Below are 16,862 nucleotides of genomic sequence, written 5' to 3'. Positions count from 1 at the left end.
CGATGAATGACGCGGCCAGTTATGCCGGGTACGGGCGAAGCGGCCCGCCTGGGTCGGCGGGCCGCTTCGGGAGGTGCTGGGTCAGGGCTTGCGGGTGGTGTTCTCGTACGAGTCGATCAGGCTGCCGATCGCGGCTGGGTCGGTAGCAGTGCCGATCCAGGCGCCGGCTTCGGTCCACAGCTGCACGGCGCTGGTGTCGCTGCGGCTGACGGCGGCGTACGCGCCGTACCGGTCGAACGTGAGGTGCGGGGCCTCCGGCCCGGCCTGCCCGGTGGTGCGCAGGGGCACGGTGGCGAGGACGTCGAGGGTGTCCACGTGCAGCTGCATCCCGGTGGTGCTGTGCGGCAGGGTCAGGGTTCCGGAGAGCCGTAACAGGTCGCCGGGCTCAAGGTCGTTGAGGAGCGCGTGCACGATGCGGGGATCGGCGGCGGCGCAGGGCAGGACCAGTTCGTCTTCGAGTTCGGCGCTGGGGGAGTGGACGATCCGGAACACGGCGGTGACGCCGGTGGTATCACCGGGCGCGGGGCCGGCTTCGCTGTCGAGGTAGCCGTCGATGGTCAGGGGCACGGCGTCCATCAGCGGGCCTCCACCAGGGTGGTGCGGTGGGCGGCGGCGTAGGCGTCCAGCACTGTCTGGGTGGGCAGGCCGCGGTCGGCGACCCGGTGGCCGTTGGCGCGCGCCCACGTTCGGATCGCGGCCAGCTGCGCCTTGCTGCGCTTGGTGCCGGTCGGCGCGGGACTCGCGGCGGGCGCCGCGGGACGGCCGCTGGCCTTCACCGTGCGCAGTTTTTCCTGTGCCTGCTCCAGTTCCGCCTTGAGTTCGGCGACACGCTCTTCGGCCTCACGCTGGGCGTCGTCTGCCTCGCGCCGCGCGGTCAGCTCGGAGAGGTCGCTGCGGATGCGTGCGGCCTTGTTGCGGATGACGGCGGCCGGATGGTCCTTCGCCCAGGACAGCAGGGCCTCGATCCCGTCGCTGTCTACCGGACCAGCGGATGTGGAGTCGGCCGTCTGCGAGGTGCCGGTGTCCGGGGTGAGGGTGTCCTGGTCGGTGTGCTGGAGGGCTTCGGCCAGTTCACTCTCCGACAGTCCGAGGGTCTCGAGGACGTGCTCGGGGCTGTCGCCGTTCTTCAGCATGGAGGCGGCGGTGGCGATGAAGGCGGTGACGGGCATGGGGTCTCCGGTCGTCGGGATGCTGGGGGTGGTGAGGTGGGGGAGCAGGCGTACGAGGTCGCCCTCGCCGCAGGGCAGACCGAGCGCGCCCAGGAGGTCGGCGAGGTCGTCCTTGTCGCGGGCCTGGTGGGCGACCACCAGGGAGGCGGCGGCGCTCTGGCCGTCGCTGATCGGGGCGAGTTCGAGGGCCTCCGCTCCGAGGGCCTCTTTCATGTCGGTGAACACGTCGGCTCCTCTACGCGGCGGTGGTGCGGGGCTTGCGCTGGGCGAGCAACAGGAGCTCGCGGTTGCGCCGCTTCTGGGCGTCGGTGAGCGGCCGGGCCTTCGCGCCGTGGCGGTGCCAGAGCGGGGAAGCGGGCGGCTCGGGATAGGCGAGGGTGTGATCTACGTCGTGCTGTGGGGTGCTGCTCATGGGGGCCTCCGGGTGGAGGAATCAGGCGTGGTCGTCGTCGCGCCGGTGCTTGGGCTGGACGTCGGAGGCAAACCGCCCGAGGCGGGCCTCGGTGGGATTCGCGGCGATCCAGTCCTCAGCGCACGCCTTGTGGACGGGCTCCCCGGAGTGGGAGCGCATCGGTGTGGGCTGCTCGCACAGTGCGCAGGGGCGGTCCTGCCAGCGGTCGAAGTGCTGGTTGTCGCGCCAGTCCAGCAGGCCGCCGGGGGCCGGGATCAGGCCTGGCTCCCACAGCGGCTTCTTGCTGCTCTTGTGGGTCACGGCCGCAGGTGGGACAGCTGCTGGAGGACTTGGTCCACGAGGTCCTGCGTCGGCTTCCAGGCAGGGAGCGCGCCCGTGGCGGGTACGGGCAGCGGCAGTTCGTGGACGTCGGCGAGGACCAGGTGGTGCGCGTCGCGCTGCGCCCAGGGGCTGGTGCAGTGCTCGGGCCCCTGGTCCGGGTGGCAGTCGATGAGGCGGGCGACGCCGATAACCGCACCGAGGTGGAGCTCACGGCCGCGGATCGCGGTGGCGACGAGCGGGTCGCGCATCGCCGCGCGGTCCAGCTGCTTCCCGGCGTGGAGGAGGACCCAGCCACGCCAGGGCCAGTTGGCGGGGCGGTTCTCCGTGCGCTTCCCCGCGAGGATGCAGGTGGCCCACGGCTGACGGATCGTGATGCCGCGGATCCAGTCGCCGCCTTCGAGTTCGATGCTCATGCGGCACGCTCCAGCGGCGCGGCGCCCCTGCGGCCGGCGCGGCGGCCGTTGACGGTGTCCGCGTACGCGTCGGCGCGCGTCGCGAGGTACGGGAGTGTCTCCCGCCCCTTCTTGACCTTGTACATGGCGGTGTCCGCGCCGCGCAGGATCCTACGGCTGCTCTCGCCGGGCAGGTCGACGGCGCGGGCGATGCCGAGGGAGACGTCCAGGCGCAGCGTGTGCTGCTCGTGCTGGAGGGGCTGTTGCAGCTGCTCACGCAGTCCGGCGATCTCGGTGAGCGCGGTCGACGGCGGGAGCACCACGGAGACGGCGAATTCGTCGCCACCCAGCCGGGCCGGAAACGCCTGACGGTTCGCGCTCCAGCGGGCGAGGCGCTGGCCGATGGTCTGGATGACGGCGTCGCCCGCGGCGTGCCCGTAGGTGTCGTTGACGTCCTTGAAGCCGACCCCGTCCAGCAGCAGAACATACAGAGCGTCCCGGTGCTGGGTGCACAGGAGCCGCTCGCTGTAGGCGAGGAGCTCGGGTCGGCCGGCCAGACCGGAGAGCGGGTCCATTCGGGCGGCAGCGAGGTCCTTGCGGGCGGCGGCCAGGCGCCGGTGAAGCGTCAGGACGTGGACGGTCCAGCCTGTCAGCGGGACCGCGAGGGTAGTGATGAGCAGAGCGCGATTGCCCGCAGGGGCATGTAAGCGCATGGCGGCGGTCATACTGGGGTTTCCCTCTCGTCTTGTACGGGTTGGGTGGGCCCCGGGACGGGCGACTTGGTTTGGACGCCGGCGTGCCTGTCTCGGGGTTTTGTGCGTGTGGCTCTCGGCTGTGCTGAGGGGCCACCGCACCGCCCCGGCGGATGAGGCCGGGGTGGCACGGGTAGTCCGTCAGCTTCAGAGCGCTGTCAGGGCCTCAACCGGGACCTCATATACGTCGACCACTTCGTCGACGTTGGACCAGGTGCCGGGCGCGTAGCGGAGGTAGACGATGCGCAGCGGGGAGCCGTCGCGGGCGGCGATGTCGTACTCGTGGACGGTGTGCTTCTTACGCGCGCTGCGGACCGCGGGCCGTACGGAGGCGACCGACAGCCGGGACGGGAACGGCAGGAACTGCGCGCCGTCCAGGGTCGTGTACTGCAGGGCCTGTCCCGGCCAGATGCGGGCGGCGTTCGCAGCGCCGCGCTCACGCAGGTGCTGGGTATGGGCGGCGTAGTACGCCTCGGCATTCGGCGACATGGTCACGGGGTGTTCTCCCTCGGGTCTCGGCGGGACGGCCAGGGGCCGGGCGGTCAGTACTGGAGCTGGACGGTGATGGGGGTGCGCGGGTCACCGCGGTGGGGTGTGGGCGGTGCGCCGGTGCGCGGCGAGGCTGGCGCCCCCGGCCTGGGTGGGCAGACGGCAGTCCGGGCAGCCGCAGAACTAGTCGTCACCATCACCGTCGGGGATTTCGGCCGGGGTGAGCGGGTGCGGGTGCGGTCCGAGACCGTCCCGGCCCGCGTACCGCCCGCACGAGACGGGGCGGGCGCGGGCGCGTCCAGTCGGCGTCGACAGTGCGGACGTCGGGGAATCCTGCGGCAGGGGGACCGGTGTTCAGCTCTGCTTGTTGGTCTTGTCGGCCTTGTCGATAGGAGCGTCTGAGGACGACTTGTGCTGAGCTTCCATCAGTTCGGCCTCGACATCGGTGACCTCACCGCGTTCGATGCGCTGATAGACGGCCTCGCTGTTCCTGAACATGCGATCGGCGAATCCCATGAGGGTTCCTTTCGGGTTGGTGTGGTTGCCGGGCCTGCGGCCTGTGGGCTTAACAGCCGGGCCCCGGCGGTTGGGCCGAGTCCGGCTGTGGGGGAGGTTGTTCCAGAGGCCGGCCTTCGCGGCGGGACAGTCGATCGCCCGGCCGGGCCGCAGCCTGTGCGCTGTGCGCGGGTCGCCCGCGCTGGTATGGACGGTGAGCGGGTGAGGGTGCCGCCTGGCTCACCGTCCGGCTCCCGCCGTGGCGAGCTCGGAGGCCAGGTAGACCGTGCCGAAGCCTTCGATGAGCAGCTGCTCGCGGGTCGGGGTCAGCTCATGGAGCTCACGGACGACGTGCGGCGAGACCACGCGGCTGCGGGAGGCGTTCTGGGTCTCCACCGTGGTGAGCGGGACGTCGAACAGGACCGCCGCGGTGGGGCGTTGCCGGTAGCGTGCGCGGGCCAGCAGTCCGGCTCTCACGTGCGCCATGACGTTGGTGGCGTCGAGGATCGTGCGGAGATTGCGGGCGAGCCGCGCGTCCAGGAGTAGGTTCTGGATCTCGGCGGCAACCGGAGTTGCGGTCTGGTCCGCCTCCGAGTCGGTCGCGGCCAGCCGGTAGAGATCGAGGCAGATGCGCCAGCTGGCGGGGTGCCGGGCGGCGAAGGTCGACTTGCCGCAGCCGGGTGGGCCGACCAGGGCACACATGGTTCCGGCGGGCAAGGTCAGCAGTTGCATCGGGGCCTTTCCGTTCAGGGGCGCCGGGGGACAAGGGACCGTCAAAGGTGGAGGGACTGGGCAGCCCAGATCAGGCGCATCCCGGCGTTGTCGGTGATCAGGGCCGCGGCCTCATGCAGCGGACACGAGGCGTCGCCGTCGCGGTCGGGCTCGATCTGCTCGGCACGGCGCGCGGCGACGGTGACCAGCTGCGCCAGGGCCGGGATGAAGCCGCCTAGGACCTGTCCGGCCGATCATGGATGTAGGTGGTCGGGCATGATGCCTCGGTGAGCATCATCGTTGAGTTCTTCGTGGCGCCGGATGACGCGTCTGCGGCTTTGGCCCTTCAAACCGGGCCGGGACGTATTGAGTCGCTTACCTTCGGAAACTTCGACCCCGAAGAAGCTGTGGTCGAGTGGGAATGCCTTCTCGCTGGCGGTAGCTTCGGGGAACTTGTCGAAGCCGGTGAGCCTCGTATTGTCGCCGATCAGGGTGACGGTGGATGCGTCGTCTTCGCGCTCTCGGCTCGACTGTCCACCGCGCTCGCCGATGCCGAGCGGTCCCAGTTGCGGGATATCGCCATCTCGTGGGCCGCGCAACGCGCGGAGGACGGCGAGGCCATCGACACGGAGATCGCCGACGGGATCCTGAGTGATCTGGCCACTCTCGTCGGCAGCGCCCGACGCCGGAGCCAGGGGGTCTACTGCTGGGCCGCGTAGAAGCTCACGTTCGGAGCCAGATCGCGACAGACGCCGCGGTGGCGGTTCCGAGGAATACGTAGCCGCGCTTGTCGTATCGAGTAGCGACAGCCCGGGACTGTTTGAGGCGGTTGATCGCCCGTTCGACGGTGTTGCGCTTCTTGTAGCGGTCCTCGTCGAAGCCGGGCGGCCGTCCACCGCGAGAGCCCTTGCGCAGGCGGGCGGCCTGGCTGTCGGTCTTCTCTGGGATCGTGTGGCGGATTCCCCGACGCCGCAGGTACTCACGGACGGGGCCATTGCTGTATGCCTTGTCGGCAGCGAGGCTTTCCGGCCTCGAGCGCGGCCTTCCTGGGCCGGATCTGGGGACGCGGATCTGCTCCAGCACGGCGATGAACTGGGTGCAGTCCGCCCGCTGACCTGGGGTGACGATCAGGGACAACGGGCGGCAGCGTCCGTCCGCACTCAGGTGGAGCTTGCTGGTGAACCCGCCGCGCGAACGGCCCAGGCTCTCACCTCCAGCACCACCTCCACCAGGCGGCCGACGAGGCTCCGCCACGGCGTCTCGCTCTGGTGTTCCGCCTCTTTGGCCCCCTTTGCGGCAGGTGCCGGCGGCGGATCGGTGCGGGCGCCGGCCGCATGCTGATGCGCGCGGACAATGGTGGAGTCCACCGAGATGTCCCAGTCGATCTCACCCGCCGCGTCGGCCGCGGCCTGGACCTGCTGGAGCAGACGTTCCCAGGTCCCGTCGCCCGACCACAACCGGTGTCGCTCGTAGACGGTCTTCCACGGGCCGAACCGTTCAGGCAGGTCACGCCACTGCATCCCGGTCCGTACCCTGTGCAGAATCCCGTCGATCACCTGCCGGTGATCCCGCCACCGGCCACAACGCCCGTTGCTGACCGGCAGGAACGGACGTAGCCGTTCCCACTCAGCATCCGTCAGATCGCCCCGCCCCATGCCCACATAAACGACCCGGGCAACAGGTAGTCACATGATCGGCCGGACAGGTCCTAGCGGGTCGGTGTCCTCGATGAGCTCGCGCGGGATCGCGGCGAGTTCCTCCTGGTCGACGTCGCCGGCGCTGAGGTCGTCCTCGATCTGCTGGAGAGCCAGGGAGGCGATGCCGACCGCTGCGCGGACGCGTTCGATGCGGGTGTGGCTCACCGGCGGCCGCCGGGGCGGGTGGTGAGCCAGGTGGTGACGGCGGCGGCGCCGATGCCGATGGAGCGGTGCAGCGCCGCGTCCAGCTCCATCCACGCGCTGCCCGGCCCGGTGAGCTCCGAGGTTGCCTTGCCGTCGTCGTCGACGCGGGCCGCCTTGCAGTGCTCGATGTAGCCGGTCTTGCCGGTCTTCTTCGCCAGCCAGAACGGCGCCGCGGTCGATCGCGGCGTGTGTGGAGGCGTTGATGGCCGCGCCGGCGAGCAGCGCGGTCGGGGTGACGCGGTAGCCGAAGGCGCGGGTGATCGCGATGGTCGCCCCGAGCTGTACGGCGGTGTAGGACGCGACGTGGCAGGCCACCGCGCGGCGGCCGAGGGTGCTGGTGGTCATGGTCGGGCGGGTGGAGTCCGGAGTGGCGGGGGAGCCGTCGGCGTGGACCGGGTCCTCGCCGTACAGGCGCTTGCGCATCGCCGTCTTCGAGCCCTGGACCCAGTGGTCGCACAAGGGGTGCAGCTCGCCGAAGGTGGCCAGCAGCGTGCCGAAGAGGGCCAGGCGCTCGGTGGTGAGGGGCAGGCGGGGCATGCTGGGGTCTCCTGATCTCGATATGGGTGAGGGAGCGGGGTGGCCGGCCCTTTGCCGATGCGCGGCCACCCGGCGATCCCGGCCCCGGCCGGTGTGGCCGGGGTCGGGTCGTTCAGAACGGGGGTGCCGTCTACTCAGAGGGCGCAGGCTGCGGCGATGGCGAGCAGGGCCAGCGCGGTGAGGATGCTGTCGACGGCATGCCGTAACTGTGTGAACTTGCGTAGGGCGATGGTCGACAGGACGCGGACCCGGGCGGCCCGGGTGTCGCCGTGCATACAGGCGCGGATCTCGTCCTCGTCCAGGCGCGCCCAATACGGAAAGCTGGCCCGGTCGCTACCGCGCAGCCGAGGCCGAACCACCAAGAGGAGCAGCACGGCCGCCACGCCCAGCGCGATGACAGCCAGCACCCCGAAGATCGTCGTGGCAAGCGGCAGTTGCTTGTCGGCGAGGCTGGCGAGACCGGCGAGGACAGCGCCGTCGAAGGCGAGCAGGAGTGAAGCCTTGCTGTCGGTTCGGGCGATCTCGCTGGAGACCGAAGCGCAGGCGGCATCCAGGTTCTTATCGGTGTCAGTGGTGGTCGTCACGTACGTCTCCCGTCGATGACCGGGCCGGGCTGTCCGGCCCTCCGCACCGCCCCGCCGTGTGGTGGCCGGGACGGCACGGAGGGCCGTCAGAACGGAGGTTCATCCGGGTAGCCGAGCGTGGGCTTGGTCAGGGAGACCCGGGTGCCGGGGTCCCCTTCGTCTTCGTCGTCGTTCCCCTCGTCATCGGCCAGCTCGCAGCCGGTCGAGCAGTACCGCCTGCTGCTGTAGAACGGGGCTCCGCACAGGGCGCACTCGCTCTCCTCGCCGGGCGGGACCTTCGACCAGTCGATGATCACGCGCGGGTCGATGCAGGCCTGGCAGCGACCGTCGGCCTGGTCGGTGACGCCGTGACAGCCGTCGTTGCAGATCTGCCAGCCGATCGCGGTACAGCCGCATCCGACGCACAGCACGGTCGGCGCGGGTCCAGGTGCAGGCGGCACGGGGTGGGGCGCGGTCTGGACGGCGGGGCGGCGGGTGAACAGGCTCAGTGCCATGGGGGACTTCTCCTTCGGGAGAGTCGGTGATCAGGCGGCCAGCCGGTGGGGGACCGGGGCCGTGGATGCGAAGTAGGTATCGGGGCTGGGCTGATAGCCCTTGTCGCAGGGGTCGCAGCAGCCCTGGGTGCGCAGCGGGAGGCAGAAGTAGTACCGGCGCCGACACAGGGGGCAGGTGGACCTCGCGGCCATCGCCTGGTCCAGCGCCCATTCCTGCGCGAGCGTCGGGGTCCGCTTCGGCCGGGCGAGGTCCACGCTGTAGAGCCAGGCCCGGGTGGGGTGGTTGCACGACTGGTCGGGCCGGTACGCGCAGTACTTGCAGCGCAGGACCGCGACCGGGCCGTGCCCGCCGGGACTCAGGCCCCGCCCGCGCAACTGCCTTCGGGTGACCAGGCCCTCGGGACAGGAGCGCCGGTCGAACTCCTCCAGGGTCGCGGTGCCGCGCGGCACCCGCTTCGCCTCGCGGTCGCGGCGGCGCCTCTTCTGGGGGCGGGCCATCACCTGATCCAGGTACCGGGGAGCCGGGCGGGACGCTGCGGGTAGCGGGGGCCGGGGCGCTGCGGGCGGGGTCGGCCGATCCGGCGGCGCGGGTGAGGGATGAGCACGAGCGGTTCCTCCTGATGTCGGTGGACAGCAAGCACCGCGCCCCGCCGACGTGCTGATGTCGGCGGGGCGCCTCGGGTGGTGCGTGGGGACCGGTCGTCAATCGGAGGCCGGCAGGGCGGCGGTGCGGGCGCGGTGGACGTTGTCGCGGCGCAGGCGGGTGCCGGAGTGCGAGGTGCACAGGTCGCCGGGCCCGGAGTCGCACGTCGGGCAGGTGACGGTGAGGGCGGGCGAGTTGAGGGCGGGTGCCTCTTCGGGGGTCAGCGGCTGGGGGTTGGTGGGCTGGGACACGGTCTGCTCCTGTGATCGGGGCGGGTGGTGCGAGGCGGCCGGTCGGCCTGTCCGGTCCTCGCCCGCGCGGGGCGGGCGAGGGCCAGGCAGGGCGGCGGGTCAGCGTTTTGGGAGCGGGTGCACGTTGTCCGGGGTGTCGTCGGCGGGCGAGGCGGGGGCGGGGACGTGGATCTCGGGCTGGACCGTGATCTGCGGGGCTCCGGTGTGCACGGCGGTGAGGATTTGTGGGCGGAGGGTCAGCCCGCGCAGTGCGAGCGCGGAGGCGGCGGTCCAGGCGAGGACGGCGAGGCCGGTGGCGATGGTGCGGCCGTCGGCGGGCGCGGCGCTGTAGACCGTGGCGATGCTGGCCGCGCCCCAGGCCGTCCAGGTGAGGCGGGCGCCGCTGCTGCGGAGGAAGCCGCCGACCAGGCCGAAGATGCCGACCAGTTGCCAGAGGGTGTAGATGGTGGAGGCGCTGATCGGCAGGCCGCTTGAGTGGGCGGCGATGTACGAGCGGATCGGCTGGTCGACCACGGCGAAGACGCCGCTGGATGTGTTGTCGCCGACCTGGACCTTCGGCACGGCGGTGAGGATGTGGTGCGCCGTCTCCAGGAGGACGTCGACGGCGCCGTTGAAGGGGAGGACGACGAACGAGAAGACGGCGACGGTGGCCACGGCCTTGATCCAGTTGGCCATGCCGTGCCATCCGGCGCCGGGCGCGCGCCGTACGTCCTCCCACATCTCGTGGAAGACGCCGCCCTCGTTCCACGCCTCGGCCCACCAGGCGCGGGCGCCCGCGAGGTGTTCCTTCGTCTGCTGCTTCGCCGTGCGGTCGTGGTCGGCGGGCGGGGTCGGGTCGTTGGGGGCCAACGGGCTGCTCCTTGTCGAGGTGGGGTGGTGCGGTCTGTCCGGTTCGTGCGGGCAGGCCGTGGCGGGAGCCGGGGTACGTGTCCGGCTCCCGCATGGAAGGGGAGTTACAGGCCGCGGTCGGAGGCGAGGGCGGCGGCCTGTTCGAGCATCCGCAGCGGTGTCCGGGCGTTGCGGAAGGCATCGTTGAAGGCGGGCACGGACTCGACGGGGCCGGCCTTGCGGTGGATGGTCTCCGTCAGGACGTCCATGGCCTGCGCTTCGCGGCTCGGGCTGCTGTCCGATTCGGCGCGGATGGCGCCCATCAGGCAGAGCGCGCCGTCGTCGTCGGTCAGGGCGCCGGTACACCATCCGTCGATGGTGAGCCGGTGATGGGCGCGCTGCAGCAGGGCGGCCACCGGCGTCGGGTAGAGGTCCGGCCGGGGCTGGGCGGCCGGGGTGAGCGGGCCCGTGATGGCGTCGGCCAGGTCGACGGGCTCGGTCGCAATGTGCGCGATGTTGACCTCGTAGGCGACGGCTGCTTCGTCCAGTCGCATGGTCATCGCCGCGGTGATGAACGTCAGGCGGTCCTCAAGAGTCAGTTCCGCCGGTGGCGCGGGTGCCCTGGTGGTCTGGGCGGTCTGGTCCGTGGCCGCGGCGGGGTGAGTCTGGGGCATCGGGGGCTCCCTGGAGGCGTCGAAGGCGCGGAGTTTGGGTGGCGGCCTTCGACGCCGGCGGCCGGGCGGGTTCAGATGCTGGAGATCCATCCGGTGACGGCGCCGATCGCGTTCCGGATGACGGGTGCGGCGCCGGTGGAGGCGAGGAAGAAGCCGAACCCGGCGCAGGCCAGGGCGGGCAGGAGGCGTACGGAGCCGTCCCGGATGAGGACGAAGACGACGATGCCGAGCAGGACGACAGCGGAGATCGATACGGCCACGAGCGGTGTGTCCTTCCAGGTGTGAGCAGGGCCCGGCCGGTGCGGCCGGGCCCTGCGGGGGTGGAGCGGAGATGGGGTCAGACGCCGGAGAGGTTTTTGATGGCCTCCAGCGCCTGGCGGGGAGAGGTGACCGCGTCGCGGCGGGTGGCGGACTTCCCGCCGCCGCGGCGTTGGCCGCCGCCCTTCTTGGGCGCGTCGTCTTCGTCGTCGCTCGGCTCGGGGCCGAACTCGCCGGGCCGGGGCGGCTCGGTCCAGTCGAACCACAGGTCCCGCGCTTCGAGCTCGCGGATCTCGTGGTCGGTCAGGGTTTCGATGGTGTCGGGGAAGTAGTCGTCGATGCCGTCCTTGAAGTCCATGTAGAGGGTGCGCAGGACGTCGGGCTGTTTGGCTTCGACGATCCATCCGGCGCCGCCGGTGTTGGAGTCCGTGGGCGGCTCGGGCTCGCCGCGCATCACCCGCTCGATCCGGCCTTCCTCCGCAGGAGAGAAGGAACGGGGAAGAGGGTCGGGGGTGTACTCGGACGGGATACCGAGGGCCTTGAACATCTCGCCGACCTTCTTCGGCGCGACCTTCAGCACGACCGGGATGCAGTTCTCGCGGAGGTTCTCGCACAGCAGCTGCGTGAACCCGTCCTGCACGTAGATGGACTGGCCGGCCACCTTGAGGCCGATGCCGTACTTGCGGCCCTTGACCGACACCCGTTCGGCGAGGTCCATGATCTCCGCGCCGTACTCGCCGTTGCGGGCGGCGGAGAGGAACTCATCGAGGTAGGCGGACAGCATCTGGTAGGGGCAGCCCGGCCGGGCAGGGTCCCAGTCGTGGACCTGGCCGTCCTCCCACGGCATTTCGCCGCGGATCTCCATCAGCGCGTCCAGGACCCGCAGGAGGCGGATCATGTAGAGCGCGCCGATGCCGTAGCGGGCGGTGTGCTTGCCCAGTACGGCGGTCTTCTCGTCCGGTGCTTCGGTGGCCAGCATGACCACGGCTCCGAACAGGGCGTCGGCCGCGATGTGCAGGGCCATCAGCTGGGTTTTGCCGCCGCCGGACGGGGCGACGAACAGGCCGTGCGCTGCGCCCCGGTCGGTGTAGACCCGGTTGCGGGCGGGCTGTCCGTTGCCCAGATAGCCGGTCACCCACCGGCCGTCCTTGTCCGGGGTCAGCAGCTCCCGGGTCGCGGGGAAGACCTGCGCGAGCGGGCTGGAGTCCCAAAGGGAAACGAGGACCTGGCTGCCGTCGACGGTGACGAACAGGCGGCCTTCGTCGTACTTGGTCTTCAGCGCGGCGGCCAGGGTGTGCTGGTTGACGCGCGGCTCGCCCAGTTCGTCGGAGACCTGGGCGATGTAGTGGGTGACCCTGCGCTCCTGGTCGCGGACCTTCTTCACGAACGCGGAGCCGGGCACGGGACCGCCGGTGGCTCCGATCCGGTCGGCCCACCACTCGTGGGTGGTGGGGGCCTTGTGGCGGCGCTCGTTCCGGTCGGGGGTGACGTGGACTTCCTTCCAGCCGGGGCCGCCCTCACGCCCGTACCGCCGGGCCACCTCTTCGATCCGCACGTCGGTGACGTCGACACCGAACACGGCGGCGACGACCTCATCGGTGAGTCCGGAGACCGGCCGGCCGGGCTCGGCGGCTCGCAGCAGCAGCGACAGGTCGTTCGGCATGCCCTCGTGCGGGGTGGCCGTGACAACGATGGTGCGGCCGGGCAGGCCGCGGGCCTCCCACAGCCAGCGGACCTGGCGGGTGAAGGCGTCGGCGCCGTCGTCCGGCTGCGCCGGGGACGGCTCGGGGGCGGGGTGCAGCTGCGGCGCGGGGGCCGGGGCGGCGAGAGCGGGCCGGTGATGGCGGCGGGTGTGGCGGGAGAAGGGCATCACCAGCAGGCCGGCCGCCGCCCACCCGGCGGCGAGCAGGCCATCCAGGCACCACGGACCCCAGCCCATCGTGTTCTTCGCGGCGATGTCGACGGCGGCCGCGAACACCAGCGGCGACCAGCGCAGGAACTTGCGTCCCGCGCCGGGCTCGTCGCTCTTGTAGGCCAGGACCCAGCCGCCGACGCCGGCGGCGCCCGCAAGCTGCACGACCGTGTTGACGGGGCTGTCGGCGAAGAGGTTCGGGGCCGCGGCGAGGACCGGGGCGGTCAGGGTGTAGAGGGTGCGCTCCAGGGCGACGCTGCGCGGCACGGACACGGTTGTTCTCCTTCGGGAGTGGCGATGGGCGGTCCCGCCGACGTTCGGCGGGGCCGCCCATCAGGGGGTTTCGGCAGGGTCAGTGGGCGAAGAAGCCCGGCTTGGGGGTGCGCTCGGGGCGGGAGGAGCGGAGGTCGTCCAGGCCCTCGTACAGCCGCGCGTGCGTACGCCGCGTGTCGTGGGCCAGGCCGGACACCTCCTGCGCCGTCTCGTGGAGCTTGCGCACTTCGGCGGCGGCACCGCCCAGGGCGACGGCCACCTGGTTCGTCATCTCCACGAACTTGCGGTCCAGTTCGGCGTTGGCGATGCCCACCGCCAGGCCCTCCGCGCGCTGGGCGTTCGCGCGCATGCCGCGCATCAGCACCTCGAGTTCGTTCCCGGCCAGGTCCATGGCCGTGCCCAGCGTCTTGAGCTTGTGCTGGACAGCCTTGAATCGGTTGTCGCCGTCCGTCGGGGCGGCAGAGCCGCCGGGGCGGGGCGTGAGGCTGCTGCTCATCAGCAGGCCCTCCTTCCTAGTCGTGGTGAGCGGCGGCGGAGGCGTGCGCCAGGCCCGCGTCGTCCATGGCCCGGATGTCCGCGCCGTAGGTGCGGCCGACGGAGACAGCGGCGATACGGGCCGCTTCGGAGGCGATCTCGCACTCGGTGGCGCACCGGTCGGCCAGCATCTTCATGCGGGCCGCGGCGTCGGCCAGGTCGGAGACCTGTTCGACGACCTCGGTGGCGATGTTGTGGTCGCCGACCAGGTCGGTAGCCATGTCCCGCAATGCGTCGGCGACCTTGCCGAGTGCCTTCGCCAGGGCCGCCGTCTGATCCTGGTCGAGGCCGGCGGTGATCGCGATGTTCACGATCTCCGTCAGGTACTCGCCGAAGGTGATGTCGGTGCGGTGCTGCGCGGGCATGCCGCCCTGGCCCGACGCGGCCTTGACCTCCGTGTTCACGTTGCTCTCCTCAGGGGTGGGACGGGTGGTACCAGGCCGCTGGGTATGCGGCTCCGCAGCGCGCGGCAGGCTCGCCGTGGTGCTCACGTGCGCCCCGAAGGGGTCGGTCGGGTCGTCGACGATGACCGCGTCCGGGATGTCGTCCTCAGCCGGTTCAGGCTGCGGGGACCGGGTCGGGCCTCCAGGGCGGTCCACCGTGACGTCGCCAAGGTCCTCGGGACGAAGCCTTGAGGGCTCCTCCGGCTCAGGCGTGTCCTCGTCGAACATGGCGAAGAAGTCCTTGAGCCGCTCCTTGAAGGAGCGCTCGCCATCGCTGTCACCTGCGTCCGGCGGGTCCTTGATGCCGTCGGCTTCGGGGCCGTCGCCCGTCCCGGTGTCGTCCTTGGCGTCCTTGTCGCTGGGGCCGTCGGACGGCTTCTCGCCGCTCTTCTTGCCGTCGTCCGGCTCCTTGGCCGCGGAGTCGTCCTTCGGGCCGTCTGAGGACGACTCAGGACCGTCCTTGGTCATCTTCTTGGCCGCGGCCTCGGAGTCCTTGGCGTCCTTGTCGCTGGCGGAGTCCGTGGACTTGCCGTCCTTCTCGGCCTTGTCCTTCTCGGCTCCGCGACGCTTGTCCCAGCGGCGCTGCGCTTCCTCCGCCACGGCCGCGCCCAGGGTGGTGCGGTCGTCGGCGGCCTTGGCAGCCTCCCGCTTCGACTTCCTCGCGGCCTTCCGCTCGGCTTTCGCCGCGCGGCGTTCCTCGCGCGCCGCCTGGGTGGCGGCGCGGTCCTGGTCGCGGTCCTTGCTGCGGTCGGCGAGGTTGGCGGCGCGCCGCTGCTGCCGGGCGGCCTGGCGTGCGGCGGCACGCTCCTGGCGGCCGCGGGCACGTTCGGCCTTGGGGCTGGCGGCCGACGAGTTCTGTGACTTACCGCCGTCGCCCTTCGAGCTGCCCTTGCCGGACTCGGAGCCGCCCGAGCCGTTCTTGCCACCGGAGCCGCCCGAACTGCCCCTGCCCGTACCGGCCTTGCCCGACCCGGAGCCTCCAGAGCCGTTCTGACGGCCTTTGGGGCCGCCGGACGACTCATTGCCCTTCGAGGCACCTCCACGGCCGCCAGCAGAGCGATCAGGGCCCTTCCCGGTGCCCTTGGGAGAGTTACCTCGCCCGGAGCCGCCGGACCCGTTCGTTCCCGAGCCCCGGCCACCGCCGGTGCCCCGGCCTGAGCTGCCGCCGCCTCCGCGTGAGCCGCCCTCGCCGCCGGCCTTCGAGCGGCCCTTGTCGGCGCCCATGCCGGAGCTGGAGGACCGCGCCGCGTCGGCCTTGCCGCGCGCCGCCGTCTTGTCGGCCTTCGCTTTCATCTGCGCGGTGTGGAGCTTGGCGTTCTGCCCCATCATCGCGGTTTCCTGGGCGGTGCGGGCTTCCAAAAGCGCGGCCTTGCGCGCTATTTCAGCCTCACGGAAGGGCGCTTCTCCGGCGTGCCGGTCCCGCGCCACTTCCAGCCGGTATTCCAGCCAGTCACCAAGGCGATCGGCAAGAGAACGAGGCTGGACGTATTCGCCTTCCTCATATTCTCCGTCGCTGGAATCCGGAGCGTCGGGCATTCCCGTTTCCCGCAATGCAGTCTCCGGGGAAATAGGCCCACGAATGGCCGGGATTTCCATGGTCGTCTCCTCCGGGGACTCCGGAGGAACACCGTCACCTGCACTGCTGCCGGACGGTTCGGAATAAAAGAGATCACCGCCGTCGGGAGCATCCGGCATACCGCCGGAATCACTGCCCCGAACGGGGAGGTGAACCACGTTGCTGTCGGTGTCGTCGGACACGCGACCCCTTCCTCCTGGGCTTGACAGTCGGCACCTGCCTCGCGTACACGCGTGCGCGGCACGCGTGACACGCGACACGCGCGGCACGCGTTGGGATCGCCGAAGGGCCGCTCCAGGGATCGGGAGCGGCCCTTCGTGCGGGATGCGGTGGGCTAGCCGGTGTGGCGGCGGTAGACGTTCTCCAGGGCGAGCGCGACGTCACGGATGAACACCGTGTCGCCGTCGCGGTAAGCCTGGGTGCCCCGGATATTCATAATCCGGAGCCAGTAGTAGAAGGTGCCGAGGTCGTTTCCGTGCTGGGCGATCAGATCCTGTCTGATTTTCCGCTCGTGTTCCGCACGGTTCAATTTCTTCCGCTCGACTCTCGTGAGCGGGCGACCTGCACTCACGCCGACTCCCTGCGATCCAGGTTGTAAATCGACGTGGGACCACCATAGCCCATATTCGGATCCTGCGCACCCTGCTGTCCCGGGTTTTCCGGGGCGGCCTGGAGGGGCGGGTTATTCTTCCACTCCTTGAGCTGGGATTTTTCCTTTCGCTGCTTCTTGACCTCCTTCACCTTTTCGTCGTGGGCGTGGCGCTTATGGGCGCTCTTTTCCAGTCCCGAAGTGGCGCTCTTGAGGTCCTTGAGAACGCCATTCAGTGAATTTTCCACCGGGAAAGAGCGCAGGAAAGCCTGACCCCACTTGTCGCCGTCCACGTGGGTCCCGCGGCAGTGCACGCGGGCCTCGCGCTGGAGGATCTCCAGCTTGGCCTGCATGTCCAGCACGACCCGGTGGAAGTCCGCGAGGTAGCGCGCGTAGGCGTCGGGGTTCTTCGCGATCTCGCGCAGCGCCGCGTTCGGGTCGTCGAAGAAGGGCTTGGTTTCATCGGTGCTCACCGGGGCCTCCAAGGTGAATCTGCGTACGTCGGCTGGATGGTGCTCATGCGGGCCTGGCCCGCCGCGCTCGCGCTCAAGGCGCGGGCGCGGTTGATCTGGCCTGCCGGCCGTGGCCGTCACCGGCCCGCGCTCACGCTCGGGAGCGTGAGCG

The 16,862-nt window shown here is 70.9% G+C and carries 24 protein-coding genes; 1 reads left to right on the top strand and 23 read right to left on the bottom strand.

From position 1 onward, the window contains the following. Positions 1 to 81: 81 nt before the first annotated feature. The 9 genes from ACFRKB_RS37380 to ACFRKB_RS37340 all read right to left on the bottom strand — a co-directional run bounded on the left by ACFRKB_RS37380 (position 82) and on the right by ACFRKB_RS37340 (position 4,762). The gene (locus ACFRKB_RS37380) at positions 82 to 576 is read right to left on the bottom strand and encodes a hypothetical protein (RefSeq protein ID WP_383111057.1); all 495 of its coding nucleotides are present in this window, start codon (positions 574 to 576) and stop codon (positions 82 to 84) included. Continuing rightward, positions 576 to 1,394, bottom strand: a complete 819-nt coding sequence (locus ACFRKB_RS37375; RefSeq protein ID WP_383111056.1) for an Lsr2 family DNA-binding protein — start codon at positions 1,392 to 1,394, stop codon at positions 576 to 578. The genes ACFRKB_RS37380 and ACFRKB_RS37375 overlap by 1 nt, the downstream gene beginning before the upstream one ends. 10 nt (positions 1,395 to 1,404) lie before the next feature. Then, a complete protein-coding gene (locus ACFRKB_RS37370; RefSeq protein WP_383111055.1) occupies positions 1,405 to 1,581 on the bottom strand; it encodes a hypothetical protein in 177 nt (58 codons plus the stop codon). Positions 1,582 to 1,602: 21 nt separating this feature from the next. Beyond that, complete coding sequence (locus ACFRKB_RS37365; protein WP_383111054.1) at positions 1,603 to 1,881, bottom strand: hypothetical protein; 279 nt, start codon at positions 1,879 to 1,881, stop codon at positions 1,603 to 1,605. After that, entirely contained in the window at positions 1,878 to 2,315 is a 438-nt protein-coding gene (locus ACFRKB_RS37360) for an ASCH domain-containing protein (protein ID WP_383111053.1), read from the bottom strand. The genes ACFRKB_RS37365 and ACFRKB_RS37360 overlap by 4 nt, the downstream gene beginning before the upstream one ends. Next, a complete protein-coding gene (locus ACFRKB_RS37355; protein WP_383111052.1) occupies positions 2,312 to 3,007 on the bottom strand; it encodes a GGDEF domain-containing protein in 696 nt (231 codons plus the stop codon). Before ACFRKB_RS37355 ends, ACFRKB_RS37360 begins: the two co-directional genes overlap by 4 nt. A gap of 186 nt (positions 3,008 to 3,193) precedes the next feature. Continuing rightward, entirely contained in the window at positions 3,194 to 3,541 is a 348-nt protein-coding gene (locus ACFRKB_RS37350) for a hypothetical protein (RefSeq protein ID WP_383111051.1), read from the bottom strand. A gap of 348 nt (positions 3,542 to 3,889) precedes the next feature. Further along, the gene (locus ACFRKB_RS37345; protein WP_383111050.1) at positions 3,890 to 4,051 is read right to left on the bottom strand and encodes a hypothetical protein; all 162 of its coding nucleotides are present in this window, start codon (positions 4,049 to 4,051) and stop codon (positions 3,890 to 3,892) included. Positions 4,052 to 4,270: 219 nt separating this feature from the next. Continuing rightward, positions 4,271 to 4,762 (bottom strand): AAA family ATPase, encoded by a 492-nt coding sequence (locus tag ACFRKB_RS37340; protein ID WP_383111049.1) that lies wholly within the window; start codon positions 4,760 to 4,762, stop codon positions 4,271 to 4,273. 266 nt (positions 4,763 to 5,028) lie between these two features. Here ACFRKB_RS37340 and ACFRKB_RS37335 point away from each other — a divergent pair, with 266 nt between their 5' ends. Next, positions 5,029 to 5,460, top strand: a complete 432-nt coding sequence (locus ACFRKB_RS37335; protein ID WP_383111048.1) for a hypothetical protein — start codon at positions 5,029 to 5,031, stop codon at positions 5,458 to 5,460. Between the two features lie 4 nt (positions 5,461 to 5,464). Here ACFRKB_RS37335 and ACFRKB_RS37330 read toward each other — a convergent pair. The 14 genes from ACFRKB_RS37330 to ACFRKB_RS37265 form a co-directional block, all read right to left on the bottom strand. Next, positions 5,465 to 6,396 (bottom strand): IS5 family transposase gene (locus tag ACFRKB_RS37330; RefSeq protein ID WP_463283217.1). Its coding sequence is split into 2 segments (ribosomal slippage): positions 5,465 to 5,961 and positions 5,961 to 6,396, totalling 933 coding nucleotides; the frame shifts between segments, so codons are not numbered across the junction. A gap of 30 nt (positions 6,397 to 6,426) precedes the next feature. Continuing rightward, positions 6,427 to 7,179 (bottom strand): hypothetical protein, encoded by a 753-nt coding sequence (locus tag ACFRKB_RS37325; RefSeq protein WP_383111047.1) that lies wholly within the window; start codon positions 7,177 to 7,179, stop codon positions 6,427 to 6,429. 134 nt (positions 7,180 to 7,313) lie between these two features. Further along, positions 7,314 to 7,763 carry a Pycsar system effector family protein gene (locus tag ACFRKB_RS37320; RefSeq protein WP_383111046.1) on the bottom strand — a complete coding sequence of 150 codons (450 nt, stop codon included), beginning with the start codon at positions 7,761 to 7,763 and terminating at the stop codon, positions 7,314 to 7,316. Between the two features lie 86 nt (positions 7,764 to 7,849). Continuing rightward, positions 7,850 to 8,257 carry a hypothetical protein gene (locus tag ACFRKB_RS37315; protein ID WP_383111045.1) on the bottom strand — a complete coding sequence of 136 codons (408 nt, stop codon included), beginning with the start codon at positions 8,255 to 8,257 and terminating at the stop codon, positions 7,850 to 7,852. 30 nt (positions 8,258 to 8,287) lie between these two features. After that, complete coding sequence (locus tag ACFRKB_RS37310) at positions 8,288 to 8,755, bottom strand: RRQRL motif-containing zinc-binding protein (RefSeq protein WP_383111044.1); 468 nt, start codon at positions 8,753 to 8,755, stop codon at positions 8,288 to 8,290. Between the two features lie 204 nt (positions 8,756 to 8,959). Beyond that, complete coding sequence (locus ACFRKB_RS37305) at positions 8,960 to 9,151, bottom strand: zinc finger domain-containing protein (RefSeq protein ID WP_383111043.1); 192 nt, start codon at positions 9,149 to 9,151, stop codon at positions 8,960 to 8,962. Positions 9,152 to 9,250: 99 nt separating this feature from the next. Then, positions 9,251 to 10,000, bottom strand: coding sequence for a hypothetical protein (locus ACFRKB_RS37300; protein WP_383111042.1), 750 nt, complete (start codon positions 9,998 to 10,000; stop codon positions 9,251 to 9,253). A 104-nt stretch (positions 10,001 to 10,104) separates the two neighbouring features. Next, positions 10,105 to 10,653, bottom strand: a complete 549-nt coding sequence (locus ACFRKB_RS37295; protein ID WP_365976438.1) for a DUF6197 family protein — start codon at positions 10,651 to 10,653, stop codon at positions 10,105 to 10,107. A gap of 71 nt (positions 10,654 to 10,724) precedes the next feature. Then, positions 10,725 to 10,913, bottom strand: a complete 189-nt coding sequence (locus tag ACFRKB_RS37290) for a hypothetical protein (RefSeq protein WP_365976437.1) — start codon at positions 10,911 to 10,913, stop codon at positions 10,725 to 10,727. 77 nt (positions 10,914 to 10,990) lie between these two features. Next, positions 10,991 to 13,096, bottom strand: coding sequence for a chromosome segregation protein ParM (locus tag ACFRKB_RS37285; protein WP_383111041.1), 2,106 nt, complete (start codon positions 13,094 to 13,096; stop codon positions 10,991 to 10,993). 79 nt (positions 13,097 to 13,175) lie between these two features. Continuing rightward, the gene (locus ACFRKB_RS37280) at positions 13,176 to 13,592 is read right to left on the bottom strand and encodes a conjugal transfer protein TraB (RefSeq protein WP_383111040.1); all 417 of its coding nucleotides are present in this window, start codon (positions 13,590 to 13,592) and stop codon (positions 13,176 to 13,178) included. Between the two features lie 16 nt (positions 13,593 to 13,608). Next, positions 13,609 to 15,402, bottom strand: coding sequence for an atrophin-1 family protein (locus ACFRKB_RS37275; protein ID WP_383111039.1), 1,794 nt, complete (start codon positions 15,400 to 15,402; stop codon positions 13,609 to 13,611). Between the two features lie 581 nt (positions 15,403 to 15,983). Then, on the bottom strand, positions 15,984 to 16,220 hold the full coding sequence (locus ACFRKB_RS37270) for a hypothetical protein (protein ID WP_383111038.1): 237 nt from the start codon (positions 16,218 to 16,220) through the stop codon (positions 15,984 to 15,986). After that, entirely contained in the window at positions 16,217 to 16,711 is a 495-nt protein-coding gene (locus tag ACFRKB_RS37265) for a hypothetical protein (protein WP_383111037.1), read from the bottom strand. Before ACFRKB_RS37265 ends, ACFRKB_RS37270 begins: the two co-directional genes overlap by 4 nt. Between the last annotated feature and the right edge of the window lie 151 nt (positions 16,712 to 16,862).

Source organism: Streptomyces scopuliridis (genome assembly GCF_042790125.1).
In the GTDB taxonomy this organism is placed as follows: domain Bacteria; phylum Actinomycetota; class Actinomycetes; order Streptomycetales; family Streptomycetaceae; genus Streptomyces; species Streptomyces scopuliridis_A.
The sequence above is the reverse complement of the archived record's forward strand: the minus strand, read 5'-3'. Positions and strand labels throughout refer to the sequence as shown.

Excerpts from the sequence above, each read along its gene's own strand:
- ACFRKB_RS37380 (WP_383111057.1), bottom strand. The coding sequence starts at position 576 with ATGGACGCCGTGCCCCTGACCATCGACGGCTACCTCGACAGCGAAGCC.
- ACFRKB_RS37370 (WP_383111055.1), bottom strand. The coding sequence starts at position 1,581 with ATGAGCAGCACCCCACAGCACGACGTAGATCACACCCTCGCCTATCCC.
- ACFRKB_RS37360 (WP_383111053.1), bottom strand. The coding sequence starts at position 2,315 with ATGAGCATCGAACTCGAAGGCGGCGACTGGATCCGCGGCATCACGATC.
- ACFRKB_RS37355 (WP_383111052.1), bottom strand. The coding sequence starts at position 3,007 with ATGCGCTTACATGCCCCTGCGGGCAATCGCGCTCTGCTCATCACTACC.
- ACFRKB_RS37345 (WP_383111050.1), bottom strand. The coding sequence starts at position 4,051 with ATGGGATTCGCCGATCGCATGTTCAGGAACAGCGAGGCCGTCTATCAG.
- ACFRKB_RS37340 (WP_383111049.1), bottom strand. The coding sequence starts at position 4,762 with ATGCAACTGCTGACCTTGCCCGCCGGAACCATGTGTGCCCTGGTCGGC.
- ACFRKB_RS37325 (WP_383111047.1), bottom strand. The coding sequence starts at position 7,179 with ATGCCCCGCCTGCCCCTCACCACCGAGCGCCTGGCCCTCTTCGGCACG.
- ACFRKB_RS37315 (WP_383111045.1), bottom strand. The coding sequence starts at position 8,257 with ATGGCACTGAGCCTGTTCACCCGCCGCCCCGCCGTCCAGACCGCGCCC.
- ACFRKB_RS37310 (WP_383111044.1), bottom strand. The coding sequence starts at position 8,755 with ATGGCCCGCCCCCAGAAGAGGCGCCGCCGCGACCGCGAGGCGAAGCGG.
- ACFRKB_RS37295 (WP_365976438.1), bottom strand. The coding sequence starts at position 10,653 with ATGCCCCAGACTCACCCCGCCGCGGCCACGGACCAGACCGCCCAGACC.
- ACFRKB_RS37280 (WP_383111040.1), bottom strand. The coding sequence starts at position 13,592 with ATGAGCAGCAGCCTCACGCCCCGCCCCGGCGGCTCTGCCGCCCCGACG.
- ACFRKB_RS37275 (WP_383111039.1), bottom strand. The coding sequence starts at position 15,402 with ATGATGGGGCAGAACGCCAAGCTCCACACCGCGCAGATGAAAGCGAAG.